Origin of the sequence: Cellulomonas sp. PhB150 (genome assembly GCF_003755175.1) — a bacterium.
In the GTDB taxonomy this organism is placed as follows: domain Bacteria; phylum Actinomycetota; class Actinomycetes; order Actinomycetales; family Cellulomonadaceae; genus Cellulomonas.
On the sequence record NZ_RKHX01000002.1, the window covers coordinates 236448 to 254005 of the forward strand.

The 17558-nt window shown below is 73.9% G+C and carries 21 protein-coding genes; 11 read left to right on the forward strand and 10 right to left on the reverse strand.

What is annotated here, in order from left to right; genetic code table 11:
- Positions 1 to 15: 15 nt before the first annotated feature.
- The 4 genes from EDF34_RS08440 to EDF34_RS08455 are packed head-to-tail and all read right to left on the reverse strand — an operon-like array spanning position 16 to position 3280.
- Positions 16 to 681 carry a hypothetical protein gene (locus EDF34_RS08440; protein ID WP_123370933.1) on the reverse strand — a complete coding sequence of 222 codons (666 nt, stop codon included), beginning with the start codon at positions 679 to 681 and terminating at the stop codon, positions 16 to 18.
- Positions 682 to 705: 24 nt separating this feature from the next.
- A complete protein-coding gene (gene phzG, locus EDF34_RS08445) occupies positions 706 to 1329 on the reverse strand; it encodes a phenazine biosynthesis FMN-dependent oxidase PhzG (protein ID WP_123370934.1) in 624 nt (207 codons plus the stop codon).
- Entirely contained in the window at positions 1320 to 1985 is a 666-nt protein-coding gene (locus EDF34_RS08450; RefSeq protein ID WP_123370935.1) for a maleylpyruvate isomerase family mycothiol-dependent enzyme, read from the reverse strand. The genes phzG and EDF34_RS08450 overlap by 10 nt, the downstream gene beginning before the upstream one ends.
- The gene (locus EDF34_RS08455) at positions 1982 to 3280 is read right to left on the reverse strand and encodes a GntR family transcriptional regulator (RefSeq protein WP_148076602.1); all 1299 of its coding nucleotides are present in this window, start codon (positions 3278 to 3280) and stop codon (positions 1982 to 1984) included. The genes EDF34_RS08450 and EDF34_RS08455 overlap by 4 nt, the downstream gene beginning before the upstream one ends.
- A 51-nt stretch (positions 3281 to 3331) precedes the next feature.
- Here EDF34_RS08455 and EDF34_RS08460 point away from each other — a divergent pair, with 51 nt between their 5' ends.
- Genes EDF34_RS08460 through EDF34_RS08470 form a run of 3 tightly spaced genes read left to right on the forward strand, consistent with a single transcriptional unit; the run spans position 3332 to position 5334 of the window.
- The gene (locus EDF34_RS08460) at positions 3332 to 3637 is read left to right on the forward strand and encodes a DUF1905 domain-containing protein (RefSeq protein WP_123370937.1); all 306 of its coding nucleotides are present in this window, start codon (positions 3332 to 3334) and stop codon (positions 3635 to 3637) included.
- A gap of 44 nt (positions 3638 to 3681) precedes the next feature.
- The gene (locus tag EDF34_RS08465; RefSeq protein WP_123370938.1) at positions 3682 to 4866 is read left to right on the forward strand and encodes an ImmA/IrrE family metallo-endopeptidase; all 1185 of its coding nucleotides are present in this window, start codon (positions 3682 to 3684) and stop codon (positions 4864 to 4866) included.
- 9 nt (positions 4867 to 4875) lie between these two features.
- Positions 4876 to 5334 carry a hypothetical protein gene (locus tag EDF34_RS08470; protein WP_123370939.1) on the forward strand — a complete coding sequence of 153 codons (459 nt, stop codon included), beginning with the start codon at positions 4876 to 4878 and terminating at the stop codon, positions 5332 to 5334.
- Here the strand turns inward: EDF34_RS08470 and EDF34_RS08475 are convergent.
- From EDF34_RS08475 to EDF34_RS08485, 3 genes are read right to left on the reverse strand one after another with little or no spacing between them, the layout of a single operon-like run.
- A complete protein-coding gene (locus EDF34_RS08475; protein WP_123370940.1) occupies positions 5331 to 6185 on the reverse strand; it encodes an ABC transporter permease in 855 nt (284 codons plus the stop codon). The genes EDF34_RS08470 and EDF34_RS08475 overlap by 4 nt on opposite strands.
- A complete protein-coding gene (locus tag EDF34_RS08480; RefSeq protein ID WP_123370941.1) occupies positions 6172 to 7149 on the reverse strand; it encodes an ABC transporter ATP-binding protein in 978 nt (325 codons plus the stop codon). Before EDF34_RS08480 ends, EDF34_RS08475 begins: the two co-directional genes overlap by 14 nt.
- The gene (locus tag EDF34_RS08485) at positions 7146 to 8333 is read right to left on the reverse strand and encodes a hypothetical protein (protein WP_123371268.1); all 1188 of its coding nucleotides are present in this window, start codon (positions 8331 to 8333) and stop codon (positions 7146 to 7148) included. Before EDF34_RS08485 ends, EDF34_RS08480 begins: the two co-directional genes overlap by 4 nt.
- An 83-nt stretch (positions 8334 to 8416) precedes the next feature.
- Here EDF34_RS08485 and EDF34_RS08490 point away from each other — a divergent pair, with 83 nt between their 5' ends.
- The 6 genes from EDF34_RS08490 to EDF34_RS08515 all read left to right on the forward strand — a co-directional run bounded on the left by EDF34_RS08490 (position 8417) and on the right by EDF34_RS08515 (position 14523).
- Complete coding sequence (locus EDF34_RS08490) at positions 8417 to 9070, forward strand: response regulator transcription factor (RefSeq protein WP_123370942.1); 654 nt, start codon at positions 8417 to 8419, stop codon at positions 9068 to 9070.
- Positions 9071 to 9072: 2 nt separating this feature from the next.
- Positions 9073 to 10368 (forward strand): ATP-binding protein, encoded by a 1296-nt coding sequence (locus EDF34_RS08495; protein ID WP_123370943.1) that lies wholly within the window; start codon positions 9073 to 9075, stop codon positions 10366 to 10368.
- A 61-nt stretch (positions 10369 to 10429) separates the two neighbouring features.
- Positions 10430 to 11413: a glycoside hydrolase family 6 protein gene (locus tag EDF34_RS08500; protein WP_158615068.1), complete on the forward strand. Its 984-nt coding sequence runs from the start codon at positions 10430 to 10432 to the stop codon at positions 11411 to 11413.
- Between the two features lie 19 nt (positions 11414 to 11432).
- A complete protein-coding gene (gene rlmC, locus EDF34_RS08505) occupies positions 11433 to 12563 on the forward strand; it encodes a 23S rRNA (uracil(747)-C(5))-methyltransferase RlmC (protein WP_123370945.1) in 1131 nt (376 codons plus the stop codon).
- A gap of 10 nt (positions 12564 to 12573) precedes the next feature.
- Positions 12574 to 13668 (forward strand): NAD(P)/FAD-dependent oxidoreductase, encoded by a 1095-nt coding sequence (locus tag EDF34_RS08510; protein WP_123370946.1) that lies wholly within the window; start codon positions 12574 to 12576, stop codon positions 13666 to 13668.
- A gap of 39 nt (positions 13669 to 13707) precedes the next feature.
- The gene (locus tag EDF34_RS08515; protein ID WP_123370947.1) at positions 13708 to 14523 is read left to right on the forward strand and encodes a glycoside hydrolase family protein; all 816 of its coding nucleotides are present in this window, start codon (positions 13708 to 13710) and stop codon (positions 14521 to 14523) included.
- Positions 14524 to 14614: 91 nt separating this feature from the next.
- Here the strand turns inward: EDF34_RS08515 and EDF34_RS08520 are convergent, their stop codons facing one another.
- Positions 14615 to 15637, reverse strand: a complete 1023-nt coding sequence (locus EDF34_RS08520) for an LLM class flavin-dependent oxidoreductase (RefSeq protein WP_123370948.1) — start codon at positions 15635 to 15637, stop codon at positions 14615 to 14617.
- Positions 15638 to 15696: 59 nt separating this feature from the next.
- Positions 15697 to 16044: an iron chaperone gene (locus tag EDF34_RS08525; RefSeq protein ID WP_123370949.1), complete on the reverse strand. Its 348-nt coding sequence runs from the start codon at positions 16042 to 16044 to the stop codon at positions 15697 to 15699.
- Positions 16045 to 16067: 23 nt separating this feature from the next.
- Here EDF34_RS08525 and EDF34_RS17840 point away from each other — a divergent pair, with 23 nt between their 5' ends.
- A complete protein-coding gene (locus tag EDF34_RS17840) occupies positions 16068 to 16526 on the forward strand; it encodes a copper homeostasis protein CutC (protein WP_233575276.1) in 459 nt (152 codons plus the stop codon).
- Between the two features lie 31 nt (positions 16527 to 16557).
- The gene (locus tag EDF34_RS17845) at positions 16558 to 16803 is read left to right on the forward strand and encodes a hypothetical protein (protein ID WP_233575277.1); all 246 of its coding nucleotides are present in this window, start codon (positions 16558 to 16560) and stop codon (positions 16801 to 16803) included.
- 100 nt (positions 16804 to 16903) lie between these two features.
- On the opposite strand, the gene EDF34_RS08535 is transcribed toward EDF34_RS17845, so the two are convergent.
- On the reverse strand, positions 16904 to 17476 hold the full coding sequence (locus tag EDF34_RS08535) for a TetR/AcrR family transcriptional regulator (RefSeq protein ID WP_199737749.1): 573 nt from the start codon (positions 17474 to 17476) through the stop codon (positions 16904 to 16906).
- Between the last annotated feature and the right edge of the window lie 82 nt (positions 17477 to 17558).

Here is a 17558-nt window from a genome sequence, read left to right on the forward strand (position 1 = left end):
GGGGGACGCCGCAATCTAGCCCGCGTCGGCCCACGGCGGCGCGTCGAGGCCCTCGTCGTACGTGCCGCCGGCACCGCACCCGTTCGCGTACTCCGGCCGCACCCGCGGGTAGGCCTCGGTCCAGTACCGCCGGGCCAGCGCCTGCCCCTGGGCGGGGGTCGCGCCGAGGGCGACGGCCATCGACGCGTCGCGCTGGATCGCCGCGCACTCGGCCTGCGACTCGTTCTTGAGCCCGACCATGTGCATCGTCTCGTGCGTGAGGATGTGCACCGCGATCACCTGGTCGAGGGTCGGAGCGTCCTTGGACGACCCCAGCCACGCCTTGAGGTCCCCGCACGGCTCCCGCTTGATGAGCGTCGAGCGCTCGGGGACGCCGTCGGCACCCCACCGCACCCAGCCGAGCTCGGGGCCGAGGTCGACGAACGCCTGGCCGAACGTCTGGCAGTGCACCGTGACGGGGCCGCCCGCGACGGCGCTCGCGGCCCGCTCCAGGCGTGACTCGAGCCGCGCGTGGGTCCACAGCGGGACCGCGCAGGCGACGACGACGACCAGGCAGAGCGTCACGCTGATGCGCGGGAACGGGCGAGCGCGGCCGAGGCCGTCGAACCGGCGGGGGACCCAGCGGATCGTGATCCCGGCCGCGAGGGCCAGGAAGCCGATGAGCACCCAGGTGAGGATCACCCCGGTGCTATCGGTCGATCGGCCTCAGGGCTGGAGCCTCGTGGCCGTCCAGGTGCTGCCCGCCAGCGTGTACTGCAGCCGACGATGCAGGCGGTCGGTGCTGCCGTACCAGAACTCGATCCGCTCGGCGACGACCCGGTAGCCGGTCCAGTCCAGGGGTCGTGCGACGTGGCCGGCCGCGAGGAGCGCGGCGGCTGCGGCGCGGAGCTCGTCCTCGGAGCCGAGCGGTTCGCTCTGCCGGGACGCCGCCGTGGTCGCCTGCGCGAGCGGGGGCCGGTGGTGGAACAACGCGTCCGACTCCGCGTCGGGCAGGGTCTCGACGGACCCTGCGACGGTGACCTGCTGCAGCGTCTCGCGCCAGTAGAACGTCAGCGACGCGCGAGGCCGGCCGGCCAGCTCGCGGCCCTTGCGGCTGCCCGTGAAGCTGCCGAACACCAGGCCGCGGTCATCGACGCCCTTGATCGCCAGCGTGCGCGTCGAGGGGTCACCGGCCGCGTCGGCCGTCGCGAGGGTCGCCGCCCACGGCTCGCGCACCTCGCGCTGCACGGCGGCGTCGAACCATGCGCGGAGCAGGGCCAGCGGGTCCGCCGGCGGTGAGTCGAACTCGGGCAGGACCAGGCTCGGGTCACCGGAGAGGGTCACGGCCACGGGTCCAGGATCGGGAGCGCACCGGTGAGGTCGTCGCCCAGCGAGCGGCCCGCCAGCCACTCCGCCAGCGCGTGCTGCTGCCCGGTGATCGGGACGGGCGCGTCGCCCGCGGTCGTCCAGCTGCGACCCGTGTCGGACGCGGTCAGCTCCGCGGGCGCGGGGACGCGGACCAGGAGCCAGTCGACGAGGTGGCCGCTGGTCGCGAACGACCAGTCAGCGGCCGTGCGCCCCACCTCGAGGTCGACCCAGTGCACCTCGAGCTCGCGCCACCAGCACAGCCGCGTCGCGTGCAGGTCGCTGTCCCGGTAGGCGCACGGCAGCGACCAGTCGGCGTCGCTGAGGGCGTTCCACGCGTCGGCGAGCTGGGCGAAGCCGGCGCGCAGGCCGTCGAGGATGTCGGGCAGGGCGCGCCCGGCGCCCAGCTCGATCGCGGCGTCACGGGCGGGTCGGCCGCCGTCGTAGACCTCGCCGCGCTCGCCGCGCTGGGCGTACCGCGCCTGGCGTGCGAACGCGGCGGACAGGTGCCCCAGGTGGGTGAGCACGTGCGCACGCGTCCAGCCGGGCAGGGCGATCGGCGCGTGCGCCTCCGCCTCGGTGAGCTGTTCGGCGCGCGCGAGCAGGGCCGCGTCGCCGGCGAGGAGGTCTTCGGGCGTCATGCGCTCTCCTGGGGTTGCGTGAGGGCGTGCTCGTCGACCGTGTACAGCCGGTCGAGGAGCGCATCGGCCGTGTCGAGGTCACCGACGACGACGGCGGCGTGCAACGCGCGCACCAGGCCCGCGTCGAGCGCCGCCGAGACCGCCGGGTCGTGCAGGGTGTACCAGCGGACCCGGGCCGTGGTCCGTCCGAGCAGCTCTCGCAGCACGGCGTTCGAGCTGCGCTCCTCGAACTGGTCGGCAAGGGTCGTCGCCGCCTCGAGCACGGGCACCCCGCGGTCGAGCGCGGCGACGGCGTCGGCGGTGACGGACGCTGCGTGGGCGGGGTCCGTCGTGACGCCCTCGCGCAGGACGAGCCGGCGCAGGACGCCTGTCGCGCGCATCGCGTGCTGGAACGCCACGGGATCGAGCGTCGCGACGCGCGCGGGGCGGTGGTAGGCCTGCTCGACGAGCCCACGGGCGATCAGCCGCGCGAGCGCCTCGCGGACCGGCGTCCGGGAGACGTTCATCCACTCCATCAGGGCAGACTCGTGCAGGGTCTCTCCCGGCACGAGGGTGCCGTCCAGGATCGAGCGCTGGATCAGGTCCGCGACCCGGTCCCGCAGGAGCAGGGTGGGCGGCGACGGCGGGGGCTCGCGCCGGCTCACGACCTCCAGGCTGGCCGGGAGGTTCGACCGGCCGTTCGCCTCCCACGCGGCCAACGCGCCGGTAACGTCTCCGGCGAGCGCCGCGTCCACCACGGCCCGCTGGTGCGCGAGCGACGCGGTGGCGTCGATCTCGTCGGCGTAGAACGCGTGCACGCGCATGAGGGTCGGGTTGAGCCACCCGCGCAGGCGCTCGTACTCCGGGTTGGCGACGCGGTCGAAGAACACCCCGTAGAGCCCGTCGATCACGGCGTTGGTGCGTACGGACTCGCGCGCGCTCGCCTCGTCGCGCAGCGCGGTGCCCCGGTAGGCGACCAGGCGCGAGCGGTCGGCGTCGGTCAGGAGCGGCACGCCCTCGCTGATGCCCTGCGCCACGATGGCCTGGACGACCGCGAGCGCCTCCTGCGTGGTGGCGACCCGGAGGGGCGTGACCTGCGTGTGCTGGCGAGGGGTCACCTCGACGAGGCCGACGGCCGCGACGCGGTGCAGCGCCTCGCGCAGCAGCGCCCGGGAGGTGGCGAACCGCTCGACCAGCTCGGGCTCGGCCAGGCGCGCCCCCGGGGCGAGCTCGCCGCCGATGATCGCCGCGAGGATCTGCTCGTAGAGCGCGTCGTGGGAGGGGGTGAGGTCGACGCTGGTGCGAGGAATGGGCACGATGCCATTCAACAGGCAGTTCTCGTGGCGACGTGGGACCAGGGGTGAGCGGTGGAGTTCGAGTTCGAGGCGCGGCTGCGGCTGTGGGACGCGCGGCGCGACGAGGGGTGGACCTTCGCGGACGTTCCGCCGGCCATGGCCGACGAGATCCTCGAGGTCGCCGAGGGCGTCGCTCGCGGGTTCGGGTCCGTGCGTGTCCAGGTCCGGATCGGCGGATCGACCTGGCGCACGAGCCTCTTCCCCGGCGAGTCGACCTACGCGCTGCCGATCAAGAAGGCCGTGCGCACGGCGGAGGGCTGCGAGGCGGGCGACACGGTCCAGGTCTGGCTCGAGCTCGTCGACGTCCCGCGTCCGTAGCGCGACCGCTGCTGCTCCTGTCGTCCGAGCGAGGAGGTGGCCCGATGGACGAGGTGTCCGCTGCGCGCAGCTGGCTGCGCCTGAACCAGCGCCGGTTCGCGCAGGTCCACACGGAGGGGGGTCTCGACGGGCACCGTGTCGCGCTCGCGCGAGTCGACGAGCGGGAGCGGATCGGGGTGCACGACGGCGACGACGTGCACGTCGAGGGCTTCACGTTCGGCGCGTCGAGCGAGCAGGCTCGGCTCGACCGGACCCGGGCGATCATCGACCGGATCGAGCCGGGGCCGCACGAGGACGGGATCAAGCTCGAGATCCTCGCGCGTCAGGCGGCGACCCTCGAGCTCGCGCTGCTCGAGCTGGACCCGCACCACGACCCAGACGAGGGCATGCGGCCCATCGCACGTGCGCTGGACCGCGTGATCCTGGGGACCACGGGCTGGCAGCGGCACGACGCGGTCACCAGCAAGGTCGGTCCCGCGTCCGTCATCACCGTCTCCGACGGGATGATGACGGCGTACTACCAGTCTGCCAAGGCTGTCGTCCTCGCCTGGCCGCTGATGACCGGCGACGACGGCCTCGAGTACCTGTCGACGAGGCTCGAGGTCATGGCTGCGGGGCTCGACCGGGACGCGTCGCCCGTGCTGCAGCTGGAGGAGACGTTCGGCAACTGGTTCTACTCCGGCCGGCCGCTCCCTCAGCGCTCGGCACCGCCCGCCTCGGAGCAGCGCCGCCGGGCGTTGACCGTCGTGACGGCGTGCATGGAGCGGTTCGTGCTCGCGCACGAGTACGTGCACGCGGTGTTCGACCAGCAGGCCGCGCCCTTCCCGGGCGACGAGCCGGCGTCGGCGATCGAGCGCGAGGTGCGCGCCGACCTGGTCGCCGCCCAGCTCGTCATGGGGAGCGCGATCACCTGGGACCGGTTCGCTCCGAACATGTCGCTGCAGGGCGCGCTGCTCGCGGTGCGCATCCACGAGATCGTGCAGGAGGCGCTGACGACCGCGGGCCGACCGGAGGCGGCGCCCTCCGACACGCACCCGCCGCTCCGCGACCGGATCGACATGGTCGTCGACCTGTACCGCGAGCAGGTCCACCGGGAGGGTGACCTTGACGTGCGCGGGATGCTGTACGCGACGCTGACGCTGGACGAGCTGTGGCGCCGCGCCCGAGTGCCGCTGCGCGCGTGGCTGACCTCCGACCGACCGTTCCACGCGACGTGGGCCACCACCTGAGGGGGAACGATGGACCAGGAACCGGGTGACGCCGAGCTCGTGCTCGACCCGACCGAGGTCGCCGACGTCCAGCGCTGGGCCGCCGACGAGGGGCTCGAGGTCGTGCCCGTCGAGCAGCAGGGCTTCGAGCCGATCTCGACGGTGACGCTGCTGATCTTCGGCGGGATCGCGGGGGTCGCCGTGGTGAAGCACCTTCTCGAGCAGCGCCGCGGCGGGCAGGTGATCGACCTCCGCGAGGGCGTGCCCGTGTTCCGGCGCGACCCCGAGGTCGTCTACGGGCTCGTCGTCATCCTCGCGGGCGACGGCACGGTGACGGTCGACGTCAAGGAGCCCCGAGGCGTGCTCGGCGAGATCATCGAGGCGCTGCGCGGCACCATCACCGACCTGGGCAAGGCCGGCACCGAGGCGGTCGCGGCCGCCGCCCGCGCGGCGGTCGGAGCTCGCGGCTCGGTGACGACGAGCACCTAGCTCGTCACGTCCGCGGTCGTGAACCGGCTCCAGGCGAGCGCACCGAAGATCGCGACCCACGCCGCCTGCACCGCGAGCCCGCCGCCGATCACGCCCCAGTCCGGCTCGATCCGCAGGAACTCGGCGAAGTCGAGCCAGTGGTGCGTGAGGAGCGCGGGGTGGATCGCCGACAGGGCGGGGATCGTGTCCAGCACGCCCGAGACGATGGCGACGACGACGGTCGCGGCCATAGCGCCGACGGGCACCTCGGTGAGCGTCGAGAAGAACAGCCCGACGGCCACGAGCCCGGTCAGCGACAGGCCGACGTAGACGACGACCGCGAGCACCCGCAGCACGCCCGCGCCCAGGGACACGGTGTCCCCGGACAGCAGCGTGACGTCGTGGATGCCGAACAGCGCGGCCCCGGCGATCAGGCCGACGACGGCGATCGACGCGACGGCCGCCGCGGCGAACGCCAGGGCGCCGACCGCCTTGACCAGCAGCAGCCGGGTGCGGCCCACCGGGACGGTCAGCAGGTACCGCAGCGTCCCCGCCGAGGCCTCGCCGGCGATGGCGTCGCCCGAGGCGATGCCGATCGTCAGCGGGAGCAGGAACGGCAGGCAGAGGAACACGGACGCGACGACGAGGAACAGGCCGTTGCCCGTGACGCGGCCGAGGAAGGCGGGGCCCTGCCCGTCCAGCGCGGTGTCCTGCGTGAAGAACAGGACGAGCCCGAGCAGCAGGGGCACCGCGGCGAGGCCGAGCAGGAGCACGACGTTGCGCCGGCGGCCGAGCACGAGGCGAAGCTCGGAGCGTTGCAGCCGCCAGTACGAGCGGGCCATCGACGGGGCGGGGGCCTCAGCGAGCGACATCGAAGCCCTCCCCGGTCAGCTCGACGAAGACCTGCTCGAGGCTCGGCCGCCGCACCGCGAAGCCGGTGACGTCGACGTCCGCGTGCACGAGGGCCTCCGGGATGCGGGCGGGGGCGAGCGAGCCGAGGTCGGCGCCGAGCGTCAGCTCGTCGACCGTGACGTCCAGGCCCAGCACCCGGAGCACGCCCGCTGCGGTCGCGACGTGCCCCGGGGCGACGGTGACCGCGACGCGCGTGACGCCGCGGGAGTCGATGACGTCACGCGGGCCCTGCAGGAGCAGGCGTCCGCGGCTCATGATGCCGATGTGCGTGCACACCTGCTCGATCTCGCCGAGGAGGTGGGAGCTGACCAGCACGGTGGTGCCGGCCTGGGCGAGCTCGCGGATGAGCAGCCGGACCTCGCGGGTGCCCTGCGGGTCCAGGCCGTTGGTGGGCTCGTCGAGGACCAGCAGGTCCCGGGGACGCAGCAGCGCCGCGGCGAGGCCGAGGCGCTGCTTCATGCCGAGCGAGTACTGCCGGTAGGGCTTGCCCTCGGCGGCCAGGAGGCCGACCCTCTCGAGGGCCTCGGACGCCCGCCGGTCGGCGGTACGGGCGTCCGAGGTCTGGTCGGCCGCGTCCAGGCGCGCGAGGTTGGCGCGTCCCGTGAGGTACGGGTGGAAGCCCGGTCCCTCCACGAGAGCGCCGACCCGCGGCAGGACGTCGGCCGGGTTCGGGGAGTCGAGCAGCCACGCCTGGCCGCTCGTCGGGCGCACGAGGCCCAGCACCATGCGGATGGTCGTCGTCTTGCCCGAGCCGTTGGGGCCGAGGAAGCCGTAGACCGCGCCGCGCGGCACGTGCAGGTCGATGCCGTCGACCGCCACCTGGCCGGACCGGAACCGCTTGGTCAGGCCCTGAGTCCGCACGGCCGTCCCGGCGGTGACGGGGGTGGTCACCGCCGGGGCGGCAGTCGTGGCGGGAGCGGTCATCGGGCGTCGGCCTGCAGGGTGGCGCCCGGGACCGCGCCGACGAGCACGCGCCCGTCGTCGGTCACCAGCACGCTGGCGAGCTTGGTCTCGATGAGCCGGCCCTCGGGCACCTTCGTCGTGATCGTGTCGAACAGCGTGCCCAGGTCGAGGTCGCGGACCTTGCCGCTGCCGTCGGCGCCGAACTCGTCGAGCAGCTTCTGGCCGCTCTTCGAGCCGATCGCGGGCTGGCTGCCGGGGACCGTGGTCAGCGCGTCGGTGCTGCCGGCGAGAAGTCCGGCCACGTCGACGCCCGACGCCTGGACGACGGTGTCCCAGCCGGTGCCGGTCACGGTCGTGCCGTCCGGGATCGTCGCGTCGGGCCGGTCGCTCGCCGTGGGCAGCGGGACGGTCACGTCCTTGGTGCTGGCGCCGGCGGGGGCGCTGAACGACAGCACCGAGTCGGACGGGGTCGAGAAGCTGACGTCGGTGAAGCCGACCTCGAGCGCGGGAGCCTTCGAGCCGCGGTCCCAGACCTGCACACGCAGCGGCGTGCTGGTCTTCGCGTCGATCGAGACGACCACGTGCCCGACGAGCGTCGTCGTGCTCTTCGGCGTCACGACCAGGTTGTAGGCGTCCCGGCCGGCGACGGTGGTCTGCGCGTCGAGGCTCACGCTGGAGAACTGCTCGACCAGACCGAGGACGGAGGACGCGGCCGCGGCGGGGGTGGGCAGGTCACCCTCCACCGTCGGGTCCTTCGCCAGGGCGTCGTAGCGCGCCTGGTCCTTCGGGTCGACCGCGTAGTGGACCACCGCGTCGTCGGTGCTGGAGTACGTCCAGGCCTGCGAGCCGTCGCGGACGACCGAGTACTCGGAGGTGGCCCCCAGCAGCGAGGCGCGCGAGCGGTCGACGCCGTCGGTCCAGACCCGCATGGTGGAGCTGCCGTCGAGCAGGTTCACCGGGGAGGCGCCGGCCATGTCGCCGAGCGGCAGCGACGGCAGGCCCAGGCGGGCGGTGTAGACGACGGTGCCGGACAGCGGCTGGTCCTTCGCGTCCGCGACGGCCGTCACGAGCTGCTGCGGCGTGAGCGTCGGCAGGTCGTCGCTGCTGGCCGAGGCGACCAGCGGGGGAGCGACGAACGCGGCGGCGACCACGACGCCGACGACGGCGGGAACGGCCCAGCGGGCCCGGGGCGACAGGTTGCTCATGACCACACCCTGCGCCGCGTGCGCTGTGGGGAACCTGAGAGCTGCTGCGGGCACGGGTGGGTGGGCGGTGACATGCTGCCCGTATGCGGGTCCTGGTGGTCGACGACGAGCGCGGGCTCGCGCGCGCCCTCCAGCGCGGGCTGACCGCGGAGGGGTTCGCCGTCGACCTGGCGCACGACGGCGAGCGCGGGCTGGAGATGGCGACCGACCACGAGTACGACGCGATCGTGCTGGACATCATGCTGCCGCGGCGGAACGGGTACGACGTGGTCACCGAGCTGCGCGCCCGCGCGGTCACCACGCCCGTGCTCATGCTCAGCGCCAAGGACGGCGAGTACGACGTCGCCGACGGCCTCGACGTGGGGGCCGACGACTACCTCACCAAGCCCTTCTCGTTCGTCGTGCTCGTCGCTCGCCTGCGGGCCCTGCTGCGCCGGCCCGCGCGGGTGACCGCGCCGGTCCTCGAGGTGCGCGACCTGGTGCTCGACCCCGCGGCCCGCACGCTGACCCGGGCCGGGGTCGCCGTCGCGCTGACCGGCCGGGAGCTCGCGCTGCTCGAGTACCTCATGCGGCACGCGGACCGCGTGGTCGGCAAGGTCGAGCTGCGGGACCACGTGTGGGACGGCACGGGGGAGGACGTCAACGTCGTCGAGGTCTACGTGGGGTACCTGCGGCGCAAGCTCGGGCGCGACGCGGTGGCCACCGTGCGCGGCGCGGGCTACCGCGTGGCGGGGTAGGCGTGCGCCGCTGGTCGCTGCGCGCGCGGCTGACGGTCGTGACCGCGGCGCTGCTGTGCGTCGCGCTCGTCGTCGGCGCCGTCGCCCTGACCACGGTCCTGACCCGCAGCCGCGTCGCGGCGCTGGACGACGTCGTCGTGCAGCGGGCCGCGACGGTCGCCGCGCTCGCGCAGGACGACCGCCTGCCGGCCGCCCTGCCCGTGGAGCAGCCGGGGGAGATCGTGCAGCTGCTCGACGCCTCGGGGCGGGTGCTCGCCTCGTCCCCGTCGGCGAGCCGGACGTTGCCGGTGCTGCCCGCAGGCGTCGTCGCGGACCTGCGACGCCTGTCCCCGTGGGTGGGGAGCACGACCGACAGCGCGTACGACGAGCAGGCGCGCGCGGCCGTCCGCGCGACGACCTGGCAGGGCGCGCCGGCGACCGTCGTCGCGACGGTGCCGCTCGGCGAGGTGCGCAGCCTGCTGCGCGCGCTCACCGTCGCGCTGCTGGTCGTCGTGCCGCTGCTGACCGCCCTGCTCGCGGCCGCCATCTGGTTCGCGCTCGGCCGTGCGCTCACGCCCGTCGAGCAGCTGCGGCGGGCCGCCGCGCAGGTCGCGGTGAGCGGTGGACCGGGGTCGCTGCCCGTGCCGGCGGCCGACGACGAGCTGGGCGCGCTGGCCCGCACCCTCAACGAGATGCTCGACCGGCTGGAGACGGCCGCCGCGCGGCAGCGGACGTTCGTGGCGGACGCCGCCCACGAGCTGCGCTCGCCGATCGCCTCGCTGCGGACCGCCGTGGACGTGGCCCGCGCGCACCCCGGGTCGTACGCGCCCGACGAGCTGGCCGCCGACCTGGACGGCGACCTGACCCGGATGCAGGCGCTGGTCGACGACCTGCTGCTGCTGGCGCGCGTCGGGTCGGCGTCCCGCGAGCGGGCGCCCGTGGACCTCGCGGCACTCGCGTCCTCGGTCGGCGCGACCGAGGTCGTCGGCGCGGGCTCGGCCGTGGTGGACGCGGAGGCCGTCGGGCGCGTGCTGCGCAACCTGGTCGACAACGCGACCCGGCACGCGTCGTCGCGCGTGCTGGTGAACGTGGCTCCCGGGCTCGTGACGGTCGACGACGACGGCGCCGGCGTCCCGGCGGTCGACCGGGAGCGCGTGTTCGAGCGGTTCGTCCGGCTCGACGAGGCACGCGAGCGGGAGGCCGGTGGCAGCGGGCTCGGGCTGGCCATCGCCCGCGAGATCGCGCGCGACCAGGGCGGGGACGTGACGCTGGCGGACTCTCCGCTGGGCGGCCTGCGCGCCGTCCTGACGCTCAGTTGATCCGGATCCGCACCCGATGAGCCCTTTCTGCATCTCGGCACGCGCACCTACGATCTCGAGCGTGAACCCCCGCCGCCTCGCCGCCCTCCTGCTGGCCGCCGCGCTCGTCCTCGTCGTCGGCGCCCCCGCGCAGGCTTCGACTCTCGACCCGCGCCTGACGCAGAAGCTCTACGTCGAGCCCGCGGGATCGGCGTACAACGCGGCCAAGGCGGCGCGCAGGGCGGGCCACACCGCGACGGCGAAGAAGCTCGAGGTCATCTCGAAGACCGCGCAGGGCAAGTGGATCGGCGACTGGGCCGGCGCCAAGCAGACCCGGGTCGACGTGCGCACCTACGTCAAGGCCGCGGCCAAGACCAAGCGCACGCCGCTCGTGGTGGTCTACGCGGTGCCGGGCCGCGACTGCGGCGGGCAGTCCGCGGGTGGGCTCACGGCCGGCGCGTACAAGGCGTGGATCAGGAGCGTCGCGGCCGGGTTGAAGGACGGCGCCGTCAAGGGCAAGAGCCGTGCGCTCGTCGCACTCGAGCCGGACTCGCTGATGATGGACTGCGCCGGCTCGTCGCGCAGCGCCCTCATCGCCTACGCGGCCAAGACGCTCGCAGCGACCGGTGCGTGGGTGTACCTCGACGCCGGCCACTCGAACTGGCGGACGCCCGCGGACACCGCCACCCGCCTCAAGGCCGCGGGCGTCCGGTACGCACGGGGCTTCTTCACCAACGTCTCCAACTTCAACGCGACCGCCGCGGAGAAGCGGTACGCGACGAAGGTTGGTGCCTCCCTGAAGTCGAGAGGCATCACGGCCGCGCACCGGCACTACGTGGTCGACACCTCGCGCAACGGCAGGGCCACGGCGAAGGGCCAGTGGTGCAACCCGCCCAAGCAGGGGCTGGGTGTGAAGCCGCGGCCGTCGACGGCCGGCGGGGCGCTCGACGCCTACCTGTGGGTCAAGCGGCCCGGCGAGTCCGACGGTGCGTGCAACGGCGGGCCCGGCGCGGGGCAGTGGTGGCAGGCGTACGCACTCGACCTGGTGAAGTATCGGGCGCGCTGAGCACTCCTAGACTCGAGGGGTGCAGTGCTCCTACTACGACGCGGGTTCGTGCCGCTCGTGCACGCTCATGGGGCAGCCGCACGGTCTGCAGGTCGCTGACAAGGAGCGGCACGTCCGCTCGATGCTCGGGCCCGACGTGCGGTGGCTCCCGCCCGTCGTCGGGCCGGAGAGCGGCTTCCGCAACAAGGCGAAGATGGTCGTCGGCGGGACCGTCGACCGCCCGACCCTCGGCATCCTCGACCGCGCCGGCGGGGGCGTCGACCTGCAGGGCTGCGGGCTCTACCCGCCCGAGCTGAGTCGCATCTTCCCGGTCCTCGAGGCGTTCGTCACGACCGCCGGGCTCACGCCGTACTCGGTCCCGGAGCGGACCGGTGAGCTCAAGAACGTGCTCGTCACGCTGTCGCCGGACGGTGAGCTCATGGTCCGGTTCGTGCTGCGCTCGCAGGAGTCGGTCGCGCGGATCCGCAAGCACCTGCCCGCGCTCGGCGACGTCGCGGTGGTGTCGGCGAACATCCTTCCCGAGCACAAGGCGGTCGTCGAAGGCCCGCTCGAGATCCCGCTGACCGAGCGGCAGACGCTACGCATGACCGTCAACGGGATCGACCTGCACCTGCGCCCGCAGTCGTTCTTCCAGACGAACACCGCGGTTGCGTCCGCGCTGTACAGGCAGGCGGTGCAGTGGGTCGACGAGGTCGCGCCGGCCTCGTTGTGGGACCTGTACTGCGGCGTCGGTGGGTTCGCGCTGCACTGCGCGGCGCCCGGGCGGGCGGTCACCGGCATCGAGGTCAGCGCGGAGGCGATCGTCAGCGCGGAGGCGTCGCGCGACGAGCTGGGGCTGGACGGGGTGTCCTTCGCGGCCGGGGACGCGACCGCCTTCGCGCTGGGCGCCGGGTCCGCGCCCGAGATGGTGATCGTGAACCCGCCGCGGCGGGGGATCGGGCACGAGCTGGCCGCCTGGCTCGAGGGCTCCGGGGTGCGGCACGTCGTCTACTCGAGCTGCAACGCGGAGTCGCTGGCCCGCGACCTCGCGGCGATGCCCTCCCTGCGGCCCACGCGTGCGCGGCTGCTCGACATGTTCCCGCAGACGACGCACTACGAGGCAATCACGGTGCTCGAACGGCCGTCGCGCACGGGGTCCTCCGCACGGTAGAACTGCCGGCATGAGCACCCTGGTCGTCGGCGCCGGTCCCGCAGGTCTCGCCGTCGCGGCCGCGCTCGGCGCTCGAGGCGTCGACGCGACCGTCCTCGAGCGGGCCGACGACGTCGGGGCGTCGTGGCGCGGGCACTACGACCGGCTGCACCTGCACACCACCCGCCGATGGTCGAGCCTGCCGGGCACGGTGATCCCGCGGCGCTACGGCCGGTGGGTGGCCCGCGACGACGTGGTCGCCTACCTCGAGGAGTACGCCCGTGACCTCGACGTGCGGACGGGCGTGAGCGTCGACCGCGCGGACGCCGACGGCACCGGGTGGGTGCTGACGACGTCGGCCGGCGAGCTGCGGGCACGCAACGTCGTCGTCGCGACCGGGTACAACCACACGCCCGTCCCGCCGGCCTGGCCCGGCATCGACACGTTCACCGGCGAGGTGCTGCACGCCTCGCGGTACCGGAACGCCGCGCCCTTCGTCGGGCGGGACGTGCTCGTGGTCGGCGTCGGCAACACGGGCGCGGAGCTCGCGGTCGACCTGGCCGAGGGCGGCGCGTCGCGCGTGCGGCTCGCGGTCCGGACGCCGCCCCACATCGTGCGGCGCTCCAACCTGGGCTGGCCCGCGCAGGGGACCGGGATCCTGGTGCGGCACCTGCCCGTGCCGCTCGTGGACCGGATCGCTGGTGCCGTGGCGCGCGTCGAGGTCCCGGACCTGTCGTCGTACGGCCTGCCGCGGCCGACGACCGGGCTGTACTCCCGCGTGCAGCAGGGATCGGTGCCGGTGCAGGACGTGGGGCTCATCGCGGCGGTGCAGTCCGGCGCCGTGACACCCGTCGGGGCCGTCGTCGGCGTGGACGGGCCGGACGTGCTGCTCGCGGACGGCTCGCGCGTCAGCCCGGACGTGATCCTCGCGGCGACGGGCTACCGGCGCGGGCTCGAGCCGATGGTGGGGCACCTCGGCGTGCTCGACGAGCACGGGGTGCCGCGTGCCCACGGCCCGCGGCCCGCCCGGCCGGGCCTCTACTTCACTGGGTACACCAACCCGATCAGCGGGATGTTCCGCGAGCTGCGGATCGATGCCGAGCGGATCGCGCGCGTCGTCGGCTGACTCTTGCCTGTCGTCCGCTGCCCGGTCAGACTCCCGACCATGCCTGCACGCCGCGGCCTCGTCGTCGCCCTCCTGCTCGCCGCCCTCGTCGTCGCCCCAGCCGCCCAGGCGTCCGCGGCCACGCACCACAGCCCGAAGAAGGGCGTGGCCACGTGGGAGATGCCCGGGCTGAAGGCGGCGCTCAAGGACGTCGGCGCCAGCTGGTACTACAACTGGTCGCCGTCGAACGCGGGCATGAAGGGTCCTGCGGGATCGACGTTCGTCCCGATGATCTGGGGCGCCGCGTCCGTGACCAAGGCCAACCTCGCGGCGGCCAAGAAGTCGAAGGTCATCCTCGGCTTCAACGAGCCGGACCTCGCCGGGCAGGCGAACATGACCGTCTCCCGTGCCCTGACCCTGTGGCCCCGGCTGCAGGCAACCGGCCGGACCCTCGGCAGCCCCGCGGTCGCCTGGGGCGTCGACCGTTCCGGCGGCTGGCTCGACCGGTTCATGAAGGGAGCCAAGGCCAAGCACCTGCGCGTCGACTTCATCACGCTGCACTGGTACGGCTCGGACTTCTCGTCGGCCTCGGTCAAGCAGCTCAAGGCGTACCTCGTGGCGGTGCACAAGAAGTACAAGAAGCCGATCTGGGTGACCGAGTTCAGCCTCATCCGGTTCGGCGCGAAGACGACGTACCCCTCCAGCAAGCAGCTCGTGGCGTTCCTCCAGGGCGCGACGACGATGATGGACAAGCTCGCGTACGTGAAGCGGTACGCGTACTTCGGGCTGCCGGCGAAGGGCTACCCGAACGGGCTGTACCGCGACGGCGACTCGCCGACCGCCGCGGGCCGGGCGTACCGCGCGGCGGGTCGCTGACGCATCCCGCCCCACTGGTGACTGGTGGTGCCTCTTGTCGCGTCGATCGCGGCTCAAGAATGCACGTGCGTCACAAGTGGGGCGGGATCGGTCACGCCAGCGCGGCAGCCAGCAGGCGCAGGGTCTCCTCGCGGGCCGGGGAGCGGTCCGCGGGTGAGCCGCGGTGCGCGCCGGCGATCGGGCTGACCATGAGCTCGTCGGTGCCGAGCCGCTCGGCCAGGCGCGTGACCTCCGCGGCGGCGTGCGTGGGGTCGCCGACGATCCACGAGTGGGTCAGCTCGTCCATCGGCGGCGTCGGCGCGGCGGCCTCCGCGTCCTCGACGAGCTCCTGCGCGGCCAGGGTCTGGCCCGAGCGCAGGCGCCACATCGAGCGGGCGTTCGGCAGGGCGAGGCGGGCGGCCTCGGCGCTGTCCTCGGCGACGACGACGTTGGCGACCGCGATGGTGCGCGGCTCCGGGAGCTCCTCGCTCGGGACGAAGGTGCGGCGGTACAGCGCGATCGCCTCGTTGGTGCCGCGGCCCGCGAAGTGGTGGGCGAAGACGTACGGCAGACCCAGCTCGCCAGCGAGCTGTGCGGAGTACATCGACGAGCCGAGCAGCCACACCTGGGCGGCGCTCGTCGCCTGCGGTGTCGCGCGCAGGTCGTACGTGCGGGCGCCGAGTGCGACCTGGACGCCGTTCGGGCGCAGCAGCGAGCTCAACGTGGCGACGTCGTCGGGGAAGGTGTCGACGCCGTCGGTCGTCGCGCCGCGTCGCAGCAGGTGCCCCGTCACGGGGTCGGAGCCGGGCGCGCGACCCAGGCCGACGTCGATCCGGCCCGGGTGCGCGGCCTCGAGGAGGGCGACCTGCTCGGCGATGACCAGCGGGGAGTGGTTGGGGAGCATGACGCCCCCCGAGCCGACCCGGATGCGCTGCGTCGCGGCGGCCACCATCGCCATGAGGATCGGCGGGTTCGTCGAGGCGACGGCCGGCATGTTGTGGTGCTCGGCGAGCCAGTAGCGCGTCAGGCCGAGGTCGTCGGCGGTGCGGGCCAGTGCCAGGGTCGCGGCGAGCGCGTCACCCGTGGTCTGGTCGGTGCGGACGGGGATGAGGTCGAGGACCGAGAGTGCGGGCACCTTCTCGGCAACCCGCTGGTGCTACCAGGCATTCCGGCCGAGCCGACGTCAGGCCGACGTCACACCGGCGAGCGCTGCGCGGCGATCGCCTCGGCGACCCGCTGGATCAGGTCGTACGGGACCTCGTCGGCGTATCGGAACGTGACCGAGTCCTTCTCGGAGCGGTACGGGGCGATCGCCTCCTCGAGGGCACCCTCGAAGCGCGGCACGGGGTAGAGGCCCACGTGCTTCTTCCAGCCGCCGATGTGGATCGCGTAGCGGCCGCCGAGCATGACCGCGGCCATGCCGTAGCGGATCTTCTCGTCCGCGCCCGGCACGCCCCGATGGATCGCGAGGCGGACGTTCTGCAGGATCTCCTGCACGTCGGGCTCGAAGCCGGCGATGTACTCGTCCACGGTGTCGGGCATGGGGGCACTCTAGAGTCAGGGCCGTGACTGCGCTCGAGCTGGCCGTGACCGATCTGGCGGGCCTCCGTGTCGCCCTGGACCTGGGGATGGACCGGGTCGAGCTGTGCGGGGCGCTCGAGGTGGGTGGCGTGACACCGTCCCTGTCGCTCGCCGCCGCAGCGGTCCGGCTCGCGGCCGGGTCGGGGCTCGGGGTCCACCCGATCATCCGGGTGCGGGCAGGCGGGTTCACCTACGACGACGACGAGGTGGCCGTGATGGTCGCCGACGTGCGGCGGCTCGTCGAGCTCGGGGTCGACGGTGTCGTCGTCGGCGCACTGCGGGACGGCGCCGTCGACCTGGCCGCGCTCGCGGCGCTGCGCGACGCCGCCGGGGGTGTGCCGGTCACCTTCCACCGCGCCGTGGACGCCGTCGCCGATCCCGACGTGCTCGACGTGCTGGCCGACGCCGGCGTCAGCCGCGTGCTCACCGCCGGGGGGGAGTGACGTCACCGCGGGCCTGGCCGCGCTGCGGTCGATGTCCGCGCGACCGGGACGCCGCGTGCAGGTGATGGCCGGCGGCGGCGTGACCGAGGCGAACCTGGTCAGCGTGCTGGAGGCCGGCGTGGACGCGGTGCACTTCTCTGCGGGGGCACGGGTCTTCGACCCGAGTGCGGAGGCCGGGGGCTACGGGGCCCACCAGGTCACCGATCCGGCCCGCGCCCGGGCGCTCGTGGAGCTCGCCCGTTCTCACGTGGCGGCCGCGGTCGCCGGCCCGAGATAGCCGCACTTGTGGCTGGAGTGCGCTCCTGAGGTTCGTCGGAGCCCCAGGAGCTCACTCGCGTACCAAGTGCGGCTAGGTCGGGCGACCGACGACGGGCCCGTCAGGCGGTGCGGGCGCCGTAGCGCAGGCCGTCGATCACTAGGTCGAGCAGCCGGCGGACCTGGCCCTCCCACGCGTCACCGAGCGGGATGTTCCACACCCCGCCCATCGCGAGCCAGAGGTCGTCCGGGTCGGCATCCGGTCGTGTGGACCCGTCGGCCGCCCCTGCGGCGAGCAGCAGCGCGAGTGCGCCGATGATCCGCTCGCGCGTCTCGCTGAACAGCATCGCGTCGCTCCCCGCGGCAGAGCGCAGGGCCGCGCCCATCCCGCGCTTGGTGGCGACGTAGTGCACGAAGCGCACCGACCACTCCCGGAGCGCGTCGACCGCCTGGTCGTGGCGATCCAGCAGGTCAGGGGCTGCGTCGCAGAGCGCGCCGACCTCCTGGCGGTACGCGGCCTCGACGAGTGCGTCGCGGTTGGCGAAGTGGCGGTAGAGGGTGCCGACCCCGACGCCCGCCCGGGAGGCGATCGTCTCGAGCGGCACGTCGGCGCCGTCGGAGCCGAACGCGTCGATGGCGGCGGCGAGGAGCTTCTCGCGGTTGCGGGCCGCGTCGGCCCGGAGCGGGGTGCCCACGCTCACCTCCTGTTGCGATGCGGAGGGGCCTCCGCTTAGTCTGGTCCCGTAACCGGAACCGCTTCCGTTTACGAGGGTAGCC

What these genes read in the sequence shown, in the direction of transcription:
- EDF34_RS08450 (WP_123370935.1), bottom strand. Translation starts at nt 1,985, where the DNA reads ATGACGCCCGAAGACCTCCTCGCCGGCGACGCGGCCCTGCTCGCGCGC.
- EDF34_RS08465 (WP_123370938.1), top strand. Translation starts at nt 3,682, where the DNA reads ATGGACGAGGTGTCCGCTGCGCGCAGCTGGCTGCGCCTGAACCAGCGC.
- EDF34_RS08470 (WP_123370939.1), top strand. Translation starts at nt 4,876, where the DNA reads ATGGACCAGGAACCGGGTGACGCCGAGCTCGTGCTCGACCCGACCGAG.
- EDF34_RS08475 (WP_123370940.1), bottom strand. Translation starts at nt 6,185, where the DNA reads ATGTCGCTCGCTGAGGCCCCCGCCCCGTCGATGGCCCGCTCGTACTGG.
- EDF34_RS08480 (WP_123370941.1), bottom strand. Translation starts at nt 7,149, where the DNA reads ATGACCGCTCCCGCCACGACTGCCGCCCCGGCGGTGACCACCCCCGTC.
- EDF34_RS08485 (WP_123371268.1), bottom strand. Translation starts at nt 8,333, where the DNA reads ATGAGCAACCTGTCGCCCCGGGCCCGCTGGGCCGTTCCCGCCGTCGTC.
- EDF34_RS08490 (WP_123370942.1), top strand. Translation starts at nt 8,417, where the DNA reads ATGCGGGTCCTGGTGGTCGACGACGAGCGCGGGCTCGCGCGCGCCCTC.
- EDF34_RS08510 (WP_123370946.1), top strand. Translation starts at nt 12,574, where the DNA reads ATGAGCACCCTGGTCGTCGGCGCCGGTCCCGCAGGTCTCGCCGTCGCG.
- EDF34_RS08515 (WP_123370947.1), top strand. Translation starts at nt 13,708, where the DNA reads ATGCCTGCACGCCGCGGCCTCGTCGTCGCCCTCCTGCTCGCCGCCCTC.
- EDF34_RS08525 (WP_123370949.1), bottom strand. Translation starts at nt 16,044, where the DNA reads ATGCCCGACACCGTGGACGAGTACATCGCCGGCTTCGAGCCCGACGTG.
- EDF34_RS17845 (WP_233575277.1), top strand. Translation starts at nt 16,558, where the DNA reads ATGTCCGCGCGACCGGGACGCCGCGTGCAGGTGATGGCCGGCGGCGGC.